The organism is Nocardia sp. NPDC058499, from assembly GCF_042719915.1.
In the GTDB taxonomy this organism is placed as follows: domain Bacteria; phylum Actinomycetota; class Actinomycetes; order Mycobacteriales; family Mycobacteriaceae; genus Nocardia.
In genome coordinates this window covers 246,641-262,311 of the sequence record NZ_JBHXMZ010000009.1, presented here as the reverse complement: position 1 = coordinate 262,311, position 15,671 = coordinate 246,641, and the positions used below count along the sequence as shown (strand labels likewise).

16 protein-coding genes are annotated in these 15,671 nt (G+C 68.1%); 4 read left to right on the top strand and 12 right to left on the bottom strand.

What is annotated here, in order from left to right:
* Positions 1 to 97 precede the first annotated feature (97 nt).
* The 8 genes from ACFWPH_RS26010 to ACFWPH_RS25975 form a co-directional block, all read right to left on the bottom strand.
* The gene (locus tag ACFWPH_RS26010; protein ID WP_378754723.1) at positions 98 to 718 is read right to left on the bottom strand and encodes a DNA-binding response regulator; all 621 of its coding nucleotides are present in this window, start codon (positions 716 to 718) and stop codon (positions 98 to 100) included.
* On the bottom strand, positions 718 to 1,869 hold the full coding sequence (locus ACFWPH_RS26005; RefSeq protein ID WP_378754722.1) for a sensor histidine kinase: 1,152 nt from the start codon (positions 1,867 to 1,869) through the stop codon (positions 718 to 720). Before ACFWPH_RS26005 ends, ACFWPH_RS26010 begins: the two co-directional genes overlap by 1 nt.
* Before the next feature lie 5 nt (positions 1,870 to 1,874).
* A complete protein-coding gene (locus ACFWPH_RS26000; protein ID WP_378754721.1) occupies positions 1,875 to 2,690 on the bottom strand; it encodes an ABC transporter permease in 816 nt (271 codons plus the stop codon).
* Positions 2,687 to 3,712 carry an ABC transporter ATP-binding protein gene (locus ACFWPH_RS25995; protein WP_378754720.1) on the bottom strand — a complete coding sequence of 342 codons (1,026 nt, stop codon included), beginning with the start codon at positions 3,710 to 3,712 and terminating at the stop codon, positions 2,687 to 2,689. Before ACFWPH_RS25995 ends, ACFWPH_RS26000 begins: the two co-directional genes overlap by 4 nt.
* 294 nt (positions 3,713 to 4,006) lie before the next feature.
* A complete protein-coding gene (locus tag ACFWPH_RS25990; protein ID WP_378754719.1) occupies positions 4,007 to 4,873 on the bottom strand; it encodes a universal stress protein in 867 nt (288 codons plus the stop codon).
* A gap of 225 nt (positions 4,874 to 5,098) precedes the next feature.
* Positions 5,099 to 7,330 (bottom strand): catalase/peroxidase HPI, encoded by a 2,232-nt coding sequence (gene katG, locus ACFWPH_RS25985; RefSeq protein ID WP_378754718.1) that lies wholly within the window; start codon positions 7,328 to 7,330, stop codon positions 5,099 to 5,101.
* A 31-nt stretch (positions 7,331 to 7,361) separates the two neighbouring features.
* The gene (locus tag ACFWPH_RS25980) at positions 7,362 to 7,769 is read right to left on the bottom strand and encodes a Fur family transcriptional regulator (RefSeq protein WP_378754806.1); all 408 of its coding nucleotides are present in this window, start codon (positions 7,767 to 7,769) and stop codon (positions 7,362 to 7,364) included.
* Between the two features lie 111 nt (positions 7,770 to 7,880).
* Complete coding sequence (locus tag ACFWPH_RS25975; RefSeq protein ID WP_378754717.1) at positions 7,881 to 9,287, bottom strand: cytochrome P450; 1,407 nt, start codon at positions 9,285 to 9,287, stop codon at positions 7,881 to 7,883.
* A 100-nt stretch (positions 9,288 to 9,387) separates the two neighbouring features.
* Here ACFWPH_RS25975 and ACFWPH_RS25970 point away from each other — a divergent pair, with 100 nt between their 5' ends.
* Positions 9,388 to 9,999 (top strand): TetR/AcrR family transcriptional regulator, encoded by a 612-nt coding sequence (locus ACFWPH_RS25970; protein WP_378754716.1) that lies wholly within the window; start codon positions 9,388 to 9,390, stop codon positions 9,997 to 9,999.
* Positions 10,000 to 10,109: 110 nt separating this feature from the next.
* Positions 10,110 to 11,453 (top strand): NAD(P)/FAD-dependent oxidoreductase, encoded by a 1,344-nt coding sequence (locus ACFWPH_RS25965; RefSeq protein ID WP_378754715.1) that lies wholly within the window; start codon positions 10,110 to 10,112, stop codon positions 11,451 to 11,453.
* A 100-nt stretch (positions 11,454 to 11,553) separates the two neighbouring features.
* On the opposite strand, the gene ACFWPH_RS25960 is transcribed toward ACFWPH_RS25965, so the two are convergent.
* Positions 11,554 to 12,294: a hypothetical protein gene (locus ACFWPH_RS25960; RefSeq protein WP_378754714.1), complete on the bottom strand. Its 741-nt coding sequence runs from the start codon at positions 12,292 to 12,294 to the stop codon at positions 11,554 to 11,556.
* Between the two features lie 236 nt (positions 12,295 to 12,530).
* On the opposite strand from ACFWPH_RS25960, the gene ACFWPH_RS25955 reads away from it, so the two are divergent.
* Positions 12,531 to 13,613 carry a fatty acid desaturase family protein gene (locus ACFWPH_RS25955; RefSeq protein ID WP_378754713.1) on the top strand — a complete coding sequence of 361 codons (1,083 nt, stop codon included), beginning with the start codon at positions 12,531 to 12,533 and terminating at the stop codon, positions 13,611 to 13,613.
* A gap of 103 nt (positions 13,614 to 13,716) precedes the next feature.
* Here ACFWPH_RS25955 and ACFWPH_RS25950 read toward each other — a convergent pair whose 3' ends face one another.
* Together ACFWPH_RS25950 and ACFWPH_RS25945 are read right to left on the bottom strand one after the other, a co-directional pair.
* Entirely contained in the window at positions 13,717 to 14,079 is a 363-nt protein-coding gene (locus ACFWPH_RS25950) for a hypothetical protein (protein ID WP_378754712.1), read from the bottom strand.
* A 35-nt stretch (positions 14,080 to 14,114) separates the two neighbouring features.
* The gene (locus tag ACFWPH_RS25945) at positions 14,115 to 14,918 is read right to left on the bottom strand and encodes an N-acetylmuramoyl-L-alanine amidase (RefSeq protein WP_378754711.1); all 804 of its coding nucleotides are present in this window, start codon (positions 14,916 to 14,918) and stop codon (positions 14,115 to 14,117) included.
* Between the two features lie 258 nt (positions 14,919 to 15,176).
* Between ACFWPH_RS25945 and ACFWPH_RS25940 the strand changes: the two genes are divergently transcribed.
* Entirely contained in the window at positions 15,177 to 15,452 is a 276-nt protein-coding gene (locus ACFWPH_RS25940) for a helix-turn-helix transcriptional regulator (RefSeq protein WP_280418344.1), read from the top strand.
* On the opposite strand, the gene ACFWPH_RS25935 is transcribed toward ACFWPH_RS25940, so the two are convergent.
* Positions 15,414 to 15,575 (bottom strand): hypothetical protein, encoded by a 162-nt coding sequence (locus tag ACFWPH_RS25935; RefSeq protein ID WP_280418343.1) that lies wholly within the window; start codon positions 15,573 to 15,575, stop codon positions 15,414 to 15,416. The genes ACFWPH_RS25940 and ACFWPH_RS25935 overlap by 39 nt on opposite strands.
* Positions 15,576 to 15,671 lie beyond the last annotated feature (96 nt).

Below are 15,671 nucleotides of genomic sequence, written 5' to 3'. Positions count from 1 at the left end.
GTCTCCCGATTCCCCGTGGTCCGCTCCACAGGCACATATCTATGTGCATAATTATCTTCAATATAAGGAGGTTGCGGGGATGGGGCAAGGAATCGGCTCAGATCCAGCCCTTCTCACGCGCCTTCAAGGCCGCTTCGTAGCGGTTGGACACCCCGAGTTTGGCCATGGCGGCGGAGAGATAATTGCGGGTGGTGCCCGGCGACAGGTGCGCGCGGCGGGCGATTTCGTCGACGGAGGCACCGTCGACAGCGTATTCGAGAACATCCGCCTCACGCGCGGTCAGCACCGTATCGCCGGCGCTGATGGCCTCCGCAGCCAATTCCGGATCCACGTATCGGCCGCCGCCGTGGACGGTGCGGATAACTTCCGCGAGGGTGCCCGCCGACGTCGTCTTGGGCAGGAAACCACGCACACCGCCGGCCAGTGCCCGCTTGAGATATCCGGGCCGGCCGTGGCTGGTGACGATCACCGTGCCCGCTCCCGGAGTGAGTCGCTGAATTTCCCCGGCGGTCGCGATACCGTCCAAACCGGGCATCTGCAGATCGATCACAGCCACCCCGGCCGGGTCCCCGCTCTCGCAGCGCTGCCGCCACGCGGCGATGAGTTCCGCACCGGAGCCGACGTGGCCGACGACCTCGAGATCGGTCTCCAGATCCAGCATCGTCGCCAGCGCCGCGCGGATCAACGTTTCATCGTCGGCCAGGAACACAGGGATCACTACTTCTCCCAATGGATTTCGAGAACGAACTCCCCGGAGTCCAGGCCGGCCTCCAGAGTTGCGCCGACCAGTTCCAGCCGTTCGGCCAGGCCTCGCAAACCCGACCGCTCACCCAGCATGGCGTGAGGCCGGTTGTTACGCAACGACATTCCCGCCGTCCCGAGAATCAGCGTCGCCGAGGTCGCGGCGGAATGCTCGACGATATTCGTCGTACCCTCGCGTACCACCCAGGCGGCGACTTCGTGGTAGCGCGCGGGAACACCGGCGGGATCGCCTTCGACGACCAGTACACACTCCACGGCGGACAGCAGTGACCGCGCACCCGCCACCTCCTCGCGCAGGTCGATATCCCGGTAGCCACGCACCAGCGCCCGCATCTGCCCCATCGACTCGACGGCCAGGGACCGCACACTGTCCATTTCACCGGCCGCCCGGCCGGTGTCACCGGCCTTCGAAAGCGCCACCGCCAACTCGCTTTTCACCGCGATCGCGGAAAACCCACGGCCGACGACATCGTGCAGATCACGGGCGAACCGCAATCGCTCCTGCGCCACCTGCAGTTCGGCCTCGATATCCTTCGTCCGCTCCAGCTCGTCGACCATCCGGATCCCCCAGATGCTGATCAGCATCGTGCCGAGGATGAAAGCGCCGCCGAAAAAGGTCACCGCGCTGATCGAGGCAACGAAGGCGAGGTCCGGGCGCACACTCATACCGGAACGCAACGTCACACCGGTGGCCAAGGCCAGTGCCGCCAGAATCAACCATCTGTACCGGAAGTACGGGATCACAGCGAAGGCTGCCAGGAATACGGTGACGAGGCATACCACCCGCGCGCCCGCGAAGGGTGCCGTCTCGGCCGCATCCGGCGCAGGCGCCAGGGCATAGATCGCCCACACCGCTGCCAGCACCACTGTCGCTGTGCGGAATATCCACTGTCGGGTGGCGGCCGTTGCCCACGTGGCGAATTCGGGGCGTGCCTCGATCGCCGCGGCCGCCGCGATACCGGCGACCGCGATACCGGCCGCCGGCAACGGTTGCGGCGCGACGACGACTATCGCCAGGACGATCCCCAGGATCGATCCCTGTAGCGACAGCCGCATGTACAGCCTGAACTTGGCCGGCCCCGGCAGCGCGCGCCACCATGCGGCCACCCGGTTCACCCGCGGTCGTCCCAGCGGAAACTCCGGCGAGTCAGCATGAGCGCCAGGACCGTCCATATCGCCAGTGTCGCAAACGGCCGGCCGAGTGCGGAGAAGGTACCCGCGAAGTCGAGTGCCGGATCGTCGGCGGAACCGATGGCCGTCCGGCCCGCGGCACCGAGGAACACCAGATCGGATACGGCGGCGAACGGTGTCCACTCGGCCAGGTCGGCCAGCCGGTCCGGCAGTATCCCGCGGATCGAGCCGAGACCGAGCATCGCGACCGTCATCACCGGCAGCGAGGTGATCTGGGCCGCCTCGGCGTTCTTGGTCACGGCACTGGTGGCCAGCGCGAGCAGCGTGAACAGGACGATCCCGCCCACCAGCGCGAGGACGATCGCGAACGGATTCACCGGCGCGGGCGCGCCGGTACCGTAGATCACCGCGGCGATGACGACCGTACAGAACAGTGTCACCACGGCACCGGGAACGCCCGGTGCGGTCTGGATCTGCCAGTCGGCGGCCTCACCTGTCCGTAGCCGTTTCAGTACCCCCTCGCCGCGGCGAGTCGTCACCATGGACAGCACGGAGTAGTACTGCATGAACAGCAGCGCCAGCAGAGCGAACATCTCGAACGCTGTCGCCGCCATCGCTGCGGTGGGGTCTGCATCCCTGCGGGCAATGAAGTAAAGGGCCAGCGGCAGCCCGATCGGGAACACGGTTGCCGTGTAGACCAGCGTCTTGTTCCGGCGGAACTGCAGATATTCGGCCTTCGCGAGTGCCTTCAACGGGCGGCGGCGAAAACCGGCAGGCGGAGTCGCGGTGGTGGTCATCGGGTAGCTCCGATCAGTTGCGGCTCGTCCACCGATTCGCCGGCGGATTCGGCGGCGATATCGAGGAAGACCGATTCGAGTGAGGCGGCCCGGGCGTCCAGACCGGCCAGGCGGATACCGTGCCCACTGGCCCAGCCGAGAAGTTCGAGCAGATGCCCCTGGAGATCGTGGGTGCTGACGGTGACCCGTTCTCCGGCGTCGACGACGGCGGTGGGCAGTGGGGGTAGCGGTAGCCCGGGGTGGTCGAAGACGATCCGGGCGGGATGGCCGTCGACGATATCGCGCAGGGTTCCGCGGCGCGCGATCGTGCCCTTGTGCATGATCGCGATACGGTCGGCCAGCGCCTCGGCCTCGTCCAGGTAGTGCGTCGTGAGCACCATCGTCACGCCGGCCGCCTTCAGGTCGGCGAGCAATTGCCAGGTGGCGCGGCGGCTCTCGGGGTCGAGTCCGGTGGTCGGTTCGTCGAGAAACAGCAAACGCGGCTGCCCCAGCAGTGCACAAGCCATATCGACGCGGCGGCGCTCACCGCCGGACAGTGAGCCGACCCGCACATCGGTGCGGCCGGTGAGCCCGACCTGCGCGAGCACCACCTCGGCGGTGGTGGGGGCGGTGCATGTCCCACGCCACATCTCGAGTGTTTCACCGACCGTCAGTTCGGCCGGTAGCCCGCCGGATTGCAGCATGATCCCGACCTGCGCGCGGACCTGCGCGCGATCGCGCCGCGGATCCAGCCCGAATACCCGCACGTCCCCGGCGGACGGTGCGGTAAGCCCCTCGAGAATGTCCAGGGTCGAGGTCTTCCCGGCGCCGTTGGTGCCCAGCAGCGCGAAAACCTCCCCCTCCGCGACGTCGATATCCACGCCGCGAACCGCCTCGAACGCGTCCTTTCCCTGGCCGTAGGTCCGGCGCAGACCACGCGCGCTGATGACATCGTTCACCGGTGCCGGTGACCGGGTGGCCGCAGAGGCTTCATACGACCGCTCAGTGCCCGGATCCGGCGATCCGTACTCGGTTCTGTTCATACCTCCCACCCTCACGGAGACGGCCGGTCACCAGTAGTACGACCAGTCATCGATCCACGATGAATAGTTCACGGGCAGGCAATGACAAATGTCATGACCGGCCGCACGGACACCGCGCGACGGCCGGCGATCCGGTGGCGGCCGGGATGCCGGCTTGCGGTGACCGCGAGCGCTGTCGGCCGCCCGGGCGGGTGCACGGCCAGGCCTGGAGAACCGCGCTCCAGTCGAAGGCGAGGCCGCGGCTCCGACGCCGTGCGGGTGGCTTCCCCGACTGTAAGTCGCGGGCGCGGGCGATCAGTCTCGGGCGCGGGCTATGAGGAGGGGGACCCGGGCGCTGTGCAGGACTGCTTGGCCGACCGACCCGAGCGTCATACCGGCGAAACCGCCGCGGCCGTGACTTCCGACGACGATGAGCTGCGCATTCTCGGATTCGGCCAGGATGCGGCGGGCGGGGCGATCCTCGGCGACGACCGAGGTGACCGCCACGTCGGGGTACCGCTCGGCGCGGCCGGCCAGGCTCTCGGCCTGCATCACTCGGGCCTGTTCCTGCATATCGTCGCGGGAGATATAGCGGAACGATTCCGACCAGGTGGTCACCGCGATCACGCCGACGTACCCGCGAGACGCTTCCTCGAACGCGATATCGACGGCTTCCTGGCCGCGCGGGGAGCCGTCCACGCCGACCACCACCGGGCGCTGCCCGAGGTCGCGGGCCGGTTCCTCGGTATCGGGGATCACCGCGACCGGGCAGTGGGCGTGGCGGGCGAGTGAGGTACTCACGGAGCCGAGCAGGAGCCGGCCGAGGGTGCCGAGGCCGCGGGTGCCCACGACGACAATGCGGGCGTCCGCGGACAGGTCGAGCAGGACCGTGGTGGCACCGAGGTCGGCGACGGTGGTGGTGATCTCCAGATCGGCCGCAGTTTCGCGGGCGGTCTCCTCGGCGGCGGCGAGGATCGTCTCCCCGTCGGCCCGCAGCGCCTGGTTGTCCAGACCGACGACGCTGACCTCCGGGCCGAACGTGACCGGTGCGCCGATCGCATGGACGAGGTGGAGTGGGCAGCGATGCAGCGCCGCGCGACCGGCCGCCCAGCGCAGCGCGTCCAGGGAGGTGGGCGAACCATCGATACCGACGATGATCGGCGGTTCGGAATGTGTGGCCATATCGGATTGCCTCTCGCCTCGCCGTGCTCGGTGCGGCGGAATCGCGGGGCCGCGTCGTCCTCCGTCGAGGATATGGGCGCCGGCGTGACCCCGGCACGCATGCACCGGACCCGTGTCCGGGTTGTGTTGCAATCGCGACCGCACCGGCTGCGCCGTGAGCCCACGGCCGGAAACCCCACGACCGGGCCGGTCCGTCACGGACCGGCCCGGTTCAGGACTGCATGATCAGCGCAGATCGAACCGATCGTTCTCGGCGACCTTGACCCATGCCGAAACGAAATCCCGGACGAACCGCGGTCCGGCATCGCGCTGGGCGTAGACCTCGGCCACCGAACGCAGTACGGAATGGGATCCGAACACCAGATCGTTGGCGGTAGCGGTCCACTTGCGCTCACCCGTTCGCCGGTCGAACCCCTCGTAGACGTTCTCCGCCGATTCCGAGGCCTTCCACTCGGTGCCCTGATCGAGGAGGTTGACGAAGAAATCGGTGGTCAGCACGCCGGGGCGATCGGTGAACACGCCGTGCGTGCTGCCGCCGTGATTGATGCCGAGGGCCCGCAGGCCACCGAGCAGGACCGTCAGTTCCGGAGCCGTCAGGTCCAGCATGTAGGCGCGATCGACCAGCAGGGTTTCCAGTGGGGCCTTCTCCCCCGTCCGCACATAGTTGCGGAAGCCGTCGGCCCGCGGTTCGAGTACCGCGGCCGATTCCACATCGGTGTTCTCCTGGGTGGCGTCCGTGCGTCCGGGCGAGAACGGCACCGTGATGTCGTATCCGGCCTCCTTTGCCGCCTGCTGGACGGCCGCCGCACCGGCGAGAACGATCAGATCGGCCAGCGAGACCCGCTTACCACCGGTGGCGGAACTGTTGAAGTCCTGCTGGATCCGTTCGAGGACGGGCAGGACCCGCGCGAGCTCGGCGGGTTCGTTGACCTCCCAGTTCTTCTGCGGTTCGAGCCGGATCCGGGCACCGTTGGCGCCGCCGCGCTTATCGGTGCTGCGGAAACTCGCCGCCGCGGCCCAGGCGGTCTTGACCAGCTGCGCGACCGACAGACCGGAATCGAGGACCTTGCTCTTCAACGCCGCGATATCGGCTTCGTCGATCAGCTCGTGGTCCACCGGCGGTACCGGGTCCTGCCACAGCTGCGGTTCGGGCACCCAGGGCCCGAGATAGCGGCTGACCGGGCCCATATCGCGGTGCAGCAGCTTGTACCAGGCCTTGGCGAACTGCTCGGCGAGTTCCTCGGGATGTTCCAGCCAGCGGCTGGTGATCTCCCGGTAGATCGGGTCCTCGCGCAGGGCGATATCGGTGGTGAGCATGCTGGGGGCGCGGGCCGGGCCGTCGAAGGGGTCCGGGATGGTGCCTTCGCCCGCTCCGTCCTTCGGTTTCCACTGCCAGGCACCCGCCGGGCTCTTGCTCAGCTCCCATTCGTAGCCGTACAGGTTCTGCAAGAAACCGTTGCTCCACTGCGTGGGGGTCGAGGTCCAGATGACCTCCGGGCCGCCGGTGATCGCATCGCGGCCGGTGCCCGTGCCGTGGGCACTCTTCCAGCCCAGGCCCTGCTGTTCGATCGGCGCGGCTTCGGGTTCTGGGCCGACCAGGTCCGGATCGCCGGCGCCGTGGGTTTTGCCGAAGCTGTGGCCGCCGACGATGAGCGCGGCGGTTTCCACATCGTTCATGGCCATCCGGCCGAAGGTTTCGCGGATATCGCGGGCCGCCGCCACCGGGTCGGGCCGGCCGTTGGGCCCCTCCGGGTTCACATAGATCAGGCCCATCTGAACATTGGCGAGCGGGCCGGAGAGTTCCCGGTCGCCGCTGTAGCGTTCGTCGCCGAGCCAGGTGTCCTCCGGACCCCAGTAGATCTCCTCCGGTTCCCAGATATCGGGGCGGCCGAAGCCGAAACCGAAGGTCTGGAAACCCATCGAGTCCAGCGCGACGTTGCCGGCGAACACCAGCAGGTCGGCCCAGGAGATCTGCGTGCCGTACTTCTGCTTGACCGGCCACAGCAGCCGGCGCGCCTTGTCCAGGCTCGCATTGTCGGGCCAGCTGTTGAGCGGCGCGAACCGCTGCGCGCCCTGGCCGCCGCCGCCACGTCCGTCGGCGATCCGGTAGGTGCCCGCGGCATGCCAGCTCATCCGGATGAACAGGCCGCCGTAATTGCCGAAGTCGGCGGGCCACCAGTCCTGCGAATCGGTCAGGACCGCCGCGACATCGGCCTTCAATGCCTCGACATCGAGTTTCGCGAATTCCTTCGCATAGTCGAAATCCTCGCCGAGCGGGTTGGATTTGGAGGAATGGGCGTGCAGAACCGAGACGTCGACCTGGTTCGGCCACCAGTCCTTGTTGGTGCGCGGGCGGTTGTCGGTTGCGGCGGTCGGGGACGGAATCGCCGGATTTTCGCTTTCGCTGTTACTCGAAGTCCCGGTGTCGGGAGCAGGTGGACGGCTATCGGAGGTCACGATATTCCTTCCTGACGAGTGGTGCGGACTGCTATCGAAAACGGTTCTCTTTCGCGCATTCGGGGCACAAGCCCCAGTAGATGACCTCGGCCTCGTCGATCGCGAAACCGTGATCGTCGGACGCCGTCAGGCATGGGGAGGCACCGACAGAACAATCGACATCGGCGATCGACCCACATCCCCGGCAGACGACGTGGTGGTGGTTGTCGCCGACGCGGGTCTCATACCTGGCCACGGAACCGGACGGCTGGATACAGCGGAGAAGGCCGGCCGCGGTGAGCGTACGCAACGAGTCGTACACCGCCTGGTGGGATACGGCCGACAGGCGGGAGCGCACGACGCGGATGATCGAATCCGTATCGGCGTGCGGGTTGTCGTGCACAGCGTTCAGCACCGCGACCCGCGGTGCGGTGACGCGTAGCGACACCCCCCGCAGCATCTGCTGGAAATCCTCGGCCGTTTGCACACCGGAAAGTCTCGTCCGTTTTCTGGAATCGGTCAAGGATAGACGGCCTGGTGGCGTTGTGGCGTTCATCCCGGCCGCGCCGGATCACCCCGCGGACGCCGAACTCGCCGTCCGGTTCTCCAGCAGGGTGATCGGCAGACCGTCCTTGGGGAACGGCAGGGAGTGGTAGTCCATCGGCGGTACATACGCGGGGTCGAGCGTCCAGTGGTAGTCGCGCAGCAGGCGATGCATGATCGCCTTGACCTCGAGGCCGCCGAAGTACAGGCCGATACATTTGTGCACACCACCGCCGAACGGCTCCCACGCGAAGCGATGCGATTTGTCCTCGCGGCGGTCCGGGCCGAAGCGGGCGGGGTCGAAGGCCGCCGGGTCGGTCCAGTAGTCCTCCATCATGTGGGTGAACTGGACACCCACGATGACATCGGTTCCGGCCGGGATACGGACGCCCTGGATCACCGTGTCCTTCACCGCGTACCGCACCAGGACCGGCACCGGGGCACGCAGGCGCAGCGCTTCGCGCATCACCAGGTCGATCGAGACCAGCCCCTCGAGTTCGGCCATGGTCGGCTCGGGACCGAGCGCGAGCGACTCCTCGCGGCACCGCTGCTGCCATTCCGGATGCTGGCCGAGGTATTGCAGGATCGTGGAGGTGGTGATGGTGGAGGTGTCGTGCGCCGCCATCATCAGGAAGATCATATGGTTCACCACGTCGTCGTCGGAGAACCGTTCACCGTCCTCGGTTTCGACGTGGCAGAGCACCGAGAAGATATCGTCGGTCTGCTCGGCGCGTTTGGCGGGCAGATAGTGGCGCAGGAAATCCTCCAGCACCTTGCGGCCGCGATAGGCCCGGCCCCACCGGGTGAAAGGGACGTTGGCGCGCACGATTCCGGCGGCCGCCTGGACGCAGGCGATGAATGCCTTGTTGATGCGGTCCATTTCGGCCTGGCTGGTGTCCTGGGCGCCGCCCATGAACAGATCGGCCGCGATATCGAGGGTGAGCTGCTTGAGCTTCCAGTACGACGGGAACTCCTTGCCGGGCTCCCAGCCTGCCACACCCTGTTCGATGGCGGGGTGCAGGCGGCGGGTGTAGGCGTCGAGGCGCGGCCGGGTGAAGGCCTGCTGCATGATCCGCCGGTGCCCGTGATGCTCTTCGAAGTCGATCAGCATGAGGCCGCGATGGAAGAAGGGGCCCACCAGTTCCGACCATGCCGGCCCGTTGGCCAGTGCTTTGTCCTTGTTCTGGAAGGCTTCGCCGCAGGCGTCCGCCCCGAGGAGCATGACCGCCGATTTCCCGAGTGCACGGAACGGCGCGACCGGGCCGTAGCGCTCCCAGCGGCTGCGGCACAGCGCCACCGGATCCTTGGCGTATTCGAAAACCTGGCCGAGCACGGGCAGGCCCCGGTCGTCGCGGTGCTGAACCGGAATCGGCCGCGGTGCCGCGGTCTGCGCCGGCGCCGTTTCCTCGCGTGGTCCCAGGGCCTCGGCCGTCATGGTTCACCTCGTGTCGTGTGGTCTCTGTCACGTCCAGCCTGATTCAGGAAGGGCGTCCTGTCAACCTTTGATCCGACGGGCCTGTGGCATGCTGAAAAACGTGGCTGTGCAATCTGGGGTGTATCGGGGCGTCAGCGCCGCCGATCGCGCCGCCGAACGGCGCAGCCGACTGCTCGAGGCCGCGCTGACCGTCTGGGCGGACCCGGAAACCCGGACCACGATGACCGCCGTATGCGCCGAGGCCGGCCTGAGCGAGCGCTATTTCTACGAGAGTTTCCCCGGCCTGGACGCGGTGCTCGAGGCGGTGCTGAACCATATCGCCGCCGAGATCGAGGAGATCAGCCGCCGCGCCGCCGATGAGGCCGGCCAGGATCCGGAAGCCCGGGTCCGCGCCTCGGTCCGCGCGTTCGTCCAGCTCCTGCAGGACGACCCCCGTAAGGGCCGGGTCGCCATCATCGAGGCCGTCGCCGTCCCCGAACTGCGGCAGCGCCGCACCCAGCTGCTCCGCCATCTGGCCCACGAATCGGCGCTCGAGGCGCGGGAACATTTCGGCGGCTCCCGCCGCGGCGATACCGCCGACGAAACCGCCGGGCTGTTCTTCATCGGCGGTATGGCCGAACTCGTCACCGCCTGGCTGGACGGCAGCCTGCCGGTATCCGCCGACGAGATCGTCGACGCCGCGGTCCGCGTACTGCTCGGCCTCTATCGCTGACGAGTCCCGCCTCCACCGGCCCCCGTATCCGAGGGATCCACCGCTGTGCACGTTTCGACCGCCGGGTTCCGGGAACCGCGCCGGAAACCGAACGGAGAAGGAGGGTGGCCGTGCCGGACCATCAGAAGAGCGCCGACAGCGGGCCGCGACCACAGCGGGTGGTCATCGTCGGCAGCGGATTCGCCGGGTTCACCTGCGCTCGTAAACTCTGCCGCACCCTGGCCGCGGCGGGTGACGATACCGAGGTCGTCCTGGTCTCGCCCACCGACTACATGCTGTACACGCCGCTGCTGCCGGATGTCGCCGGTGGGCTCATCGACCCCCGGTTCGTCGCCGTCTCGCTGACCGACGCGCTACCCCGGGTCCGGTTGATCGTCGCCACCGCGGAATCGATCGACCTGGACAACAAGACGCTCACCGTGGCCGGCGAACACCACGGCACCCGCGACCTGACCTGGGACCGGCTGGTGCTCACCCCGGGATCGGTGACCCGGCTGTTCGATGTGCCCGGGCTGCCCGAACACGGCCGCGGCCTGAAAACCGTCGCCGAAGCGCTGTACCTACGCGAGCAGCTGATCCGGCAACTCGAACTCGCCGACCACGAGGAGGATCCGGATATCCGGCAGGCCCGGCGCACTGTCGTCGTGGTCGGCGCGTCCTATGCCGGGACCGAACTGGTCGCCCAGCTGCGCGCGCTCGCCGACACCTACGCCACGCGCCGCGGTTTCGACCCTTCCGAGATCCGCTTCCTACTGCTCGATATGGCCGACCGGGTGATGCCGGAGGTCGGCGAGAAACTGAGCGATCAGGTGCTGTCCGTGCTGCGCGGCCGCGGGATCGATATCCGTCTCGGGATGTCGCTGAAGGAGCTCACCGGTGACCGCGTGGTGCTCACGGATGGCACCACCGTCCCAACCTACACGGTCGCCTGGGTCACCGGTGTGACCGGGGCGCCGGTGCTGAGCACCCTCGATCTGCCGATGGAACGCGGCCGGTTGACGGTGAACGCCGATCTCCGGGTCCCCGGCCATCCCGACGTATTCGCCGGCGGTGACGCGGCCGCCGTCCCGGATCTGACGCAGCCGGGAAAGGTCACGCCACCCACCGCCCAGCACGCGACCCGCCAGGGCAAAATCCTGGCCCGCAATGTGGCCGCGAGCCTGGGTATCGGGGCACCGGTGCCGTACAAACACCGCGATATGGGACTGGTGGTGGACCTGGGTCCGCGTTTCGCCGTCGCCAACCCGCTCGGGCTTCGCCTCTCGGGGCTGCCCGCCAAAGCGGTCACCCGCGCCTACCACACGTATGCGGTGCCGCGCGGGCTCAACCGGTGGGCGATCACCCTGACCTACCTGACCAACGCCGTCACCCCGCGACCTCTCACCCTGCTCGGCCTGGTCAGCCCCGAGGAGGCCAGCTTCCACGCCAGCGAAGGTATCCGGCACCAGGTATAGGCCGGGTGACCACTACCGAAGCCGCCCACGAGATCGGACGATGCGACCGGCATCGGGGTTGTCGACGGTGGCGTTCGGTGGCCGCCGAACGGGTGATTTCCTACCGCACCGCGACCGCAGCCGGACCACCGGCGAGCCGGCCGAGAATTTCGGCGAGCGCCTGTTCGACATCGGCGGTCTGGTCTTGCGGGCTGCCGCGGGTGTGGGCCGCGACAGTGAAACCCGGTCCGAAGGATGCCGACGCGACCTCCGGCGGCGGAAGATCCGACCAGCCCCATTTACTGCCCTGGACGCCGGGCAGCCGCGCGGTACCCCAGTTCTGCTGGGTACCGTCGGCGGCGGTGGGCGGTGCACTCGCCATCCAGCCGAGAATCGGCGAGGCGGGATCGGTCGCCTGTTTCGCGGCGAGGAAATCGGCGAGGTCGGCCGTACTGGTCGTGGCGGTGTTCCAGCCCGCGCCCGCCGTGGTCTGCGCCAGGCCGTACTCCACGGCGACCGCGCCGATGGCCTGCGGATATTTGGCGGCCACGAGATCGGCGGCCGCATCGTCGGAGAGCCGGATCATACGTTCGGCGTGCATCCGGTCCGCCGGGGAACCGTCGCCGTGCCGTAGGGCGTAATCGGCCAGGTAGAGCTTGGCCATCGACAGCGCGCTGCGGGTGTCGAATTCGTTCGGCGTCCCCCAGCGCAACCCGTTCGGCCCGCGCACCGAGACCGCGCTCCGCGCCGGCACGCTCTCGGCCGGAGCATCCGGTGGCGGTAACGGTTGCGCGACTGCCGGCGCCGGGCCGGAACAGGCGGCGGCGATCAGGGTCGCCAGGATCAGGGTGCGATAGCTCATCACTCGCCTCGTTCCGGTTCGGGACACTGCCGGCGGATCGCGCATACCCGCTTCGCCGGGAAACGAACCGGCCTGTTCCGCCCGGCGCCGCGGTCACCCGCCGATTCGTGCGACCGGGACCGGGGATGCGCAGCGGCGACGGTAGGGTGAGCGCACAGTCGACCGCGACGGTCGGCCGGCGGCGGTCACGGATGATCCACCGGCGAAACGACACCTGTGCAGAGATCGGTTACCACATGACGGCAAAAGCCGCCGAATACGCTGTTCCCGCCGACCGGATCGACGAACCGCGACGCGCCCGCACCACCCGGAGCAGCGACTATTCCGGGTTGTTGCGGCAGGTACGCGACGCCGGGCTGCTGGACCGCCGGCCGCGGTACTACATCTGGAAGGCCGCGGCCGTTCTGCTCGCCCTGGTCGCCGGGTGGACTGCTTTCGTCCTGATCGGCGAATCGTGGTGGCAGCTCGGTACCGCGGCATTCCTGGCCGCGGTGTTCGCGCAGCTGGCCTTCCTCGGCCACGATGCCGGGCATCGGCAGATCACCGGCCGCCGCAACCGCGACTACCTGCTGGGGATCCTTTTCGGGAACCTCGCGATCGGGGTCGGTATCGGCTGGTGGACCAGTAACCACAACCGCCACCACGCGCACCCCAACACCGAGGACGCGGACCCGGACATCATGGGGGTACTCGCGCATTCGAGTCTGCGCGCCCGCACGGGCCAAGGGCTGCGCCGGGTGATCTTCCGGTACCAGGGCTGGCTGTTCTTCCCGATGCTGCTGCTGGAAGGCTGGAGCCTGCACTTCTCCAGTGTCCGCGCCATCGTGCGCCGCGATATCCCCCGGCGCGGACTGGAAGGCGCGACGCTGTTCGCGCACGCCGCCGGCTATCTGACCGTCGTCTTCCTGGTCCTGCCGCCGCTGCAGGCCCTCGTTTTCACCGTGGTGCAGCAGGGCCTGTTCGGCCTGTACATGGGTTCCACCTTCGCGCCCAACCACAAGGGTATGGAGGTTCTCCCGGCCGGTGACAACACCGACTATCTACGCCGCCAGGTGCTCACCGCACGCAATGTCCGCGGCGGATTCGTCGTCGATACCGCTTTCGGCGGCCTCAACTACCAGATCGAGCACCACCTGTTCCCGTCCATGCCCCGCCCCAACCTGCGCCGCGCCCAGCCGATCGTCGCCGCGTACTGCGCCGATCTCGGGGTGCCCTACTGCGAAACCGGTGTCATCGCCTCCTACGCCCAGTCCATCGGCCATCTGAACACGGTCGGACGATCCACCCGCACAGCGGTCGCGGCGGGCAGCGCGCTGTAGAACTCCCGGCGGTCACCGCATTCCACGCGGGCGACGTGCCTTCTCGCAGCCGCGCCACACGGAGAGCGACGACGGCCGTGCCGATACCGGCCGGGTGGTCCGGTTACGGTCGCGGGTCCACCTGATGCTGCGGGCCGGACCGGTCGTCGGGCATAGGTGGCGGGGGCGGCACATCGACACCCAGATTCAGCAGCGACGAGCGGACCACGACGTCCCAGGATGTGTGCTGGGTCGCGGCGAGGCGGCAGCGCTGTTCGGAATCTGCGACCACCCGCCGGTGTGCCTCCAGTTCGGCGGTCATGGCCGCGATCTGCCGGGACAGCGGTTCGACCATCTGCGCCGCCGCCTGCGTCAGTACCTGAACCGCATCGGCCCGGCGTTTACGCCTGCTGAGCAACCCGGCCGCGCAGACACCACCGACGCCGGTGACCAGGCCGCCGAGGACAGAAGCCAGTTCGGTGAGCATGCTGTCCTCCTCTCCGGCCGGATCGGCGCACTCCCTCAGGCGCGCCGGTCGCCGGTGGGGTCGCGGAAGCCGGGGATCTTCAGGGCCGCGCCGATCACTCCGAGCGCTTCGGCGGTCGTCCGGTCGCCCAGGAAATCCCAGCCCGGGAAATCCGCGCCGCGGGCGGTGCCCGATCCGGCGAGCTGGTCCAGCGCGAGCCCGACATGTTTGTCGAGGTAATGCAGCATGGTCCGGACGGTGACCTCGTCACCGTGGTGGTTCGTGATCTTCTCGTCGAGGAAGGCCATTTCTTCGCCCCTTCCGTCCAGTAGTGCCTGTACATCCCGGCGGAAGGCGTTCATGTCGATACCCGCCGGGTCGATCTTTCCCTCGCTGGAGTACTCGTGGTGCGCCACGCAATCGCGGGAGTCGCGGCCGAGGCGGCGCAGGATCGCGGCGCAGCCGCGTTCGTAGGCATCGAGCTGGGCCGGGGTCCAGTCCCAGGGCGGGGTGCCGCGGGAGACGGCTTCGATCCCGATCGTGTGATAGTTCGCGTTGTCGGTGGGCCAGCCCGGCCAACCGCCGCGGCCGGCGTGCCAGCAGACACCGACGGCGATCACCCGGTAGCTGCCGTCCTTTTCGAGCACCAGTTGTGCGAGTGGCCCCGGTAGCCCGGGGCGTCCGTTCTGTACGACGCGCCAGTCGTCCGGCCCGCCTCCGGCCGTGTGATGGCACAGGACGCCGCGGATATCGAGGAAATCGCCGTGGCCGCGTTCGCGCCAGCCGTCGTGTTCGATAACGGCGAGGCCGGCGTCGCGGAGTACATCGGCCAGCCAGATCGGGTCGCCGCTCCAGCTCATTGCACCCTCCTGTCCTCGCTCGCATTGCGCATGCACCGCGCGATTCCCGTTGCCGGCTGTAACCATCACAGTTCGAGGTTCTGAACTGCGGTGATAGTCATCCGCTCTACTTCAGGGTATGCCCGCAACGGTCACTTTTCAACCTATTTCAGTCTCTAAATACCCCCGTACGGTCCCTTCGGTAGGCTACGCCCTGGGCGCCGTGCCGAAGCTATCGGGCACTTGATTAAGACCCTGCCCCCTCCCAGAATGGTCGACATGAATGCGACGCCCGCCGAGTCGGAGGACGCGACCGCCGAGGAGGCGAGGCTGGACGCGGCGCTGGGCGCGGAGGTGCGTGCGATGCGCGCCCGCCGCGGCTGGACCCAGGAGGCGCTGGCCGAGGCAACCGGCTACAACAAGAAGACCATTGCCCGCCTCGAACACGGCGAACGAGCGATGACCGTGACGCAGCTGTACAAGATCTGCCGGGCGTTCGGGATCCGGCCCAGCGAACTAGTCGGTGCCGCGGAGAAAGAAGTCGGCATCCAGTAATTGCGACGGGTCCACGCCGCGGCGACGCGCCTCGACGACGAACGACGAAACCGTTGTCGTGGCGGGGTCGTTGTCCAGACGGTCCGCCAGCGCCGCGGTGGGGTCCCGAGCTTCCTTGCCCATGAGCGTTTTCCAGTTCCTACCGATCCACGCTCGCGAGGCCGATCCCGCATTCCCCATCGAGCCCGACAGTTCCTACTCGATACCCTCCACGAGGGC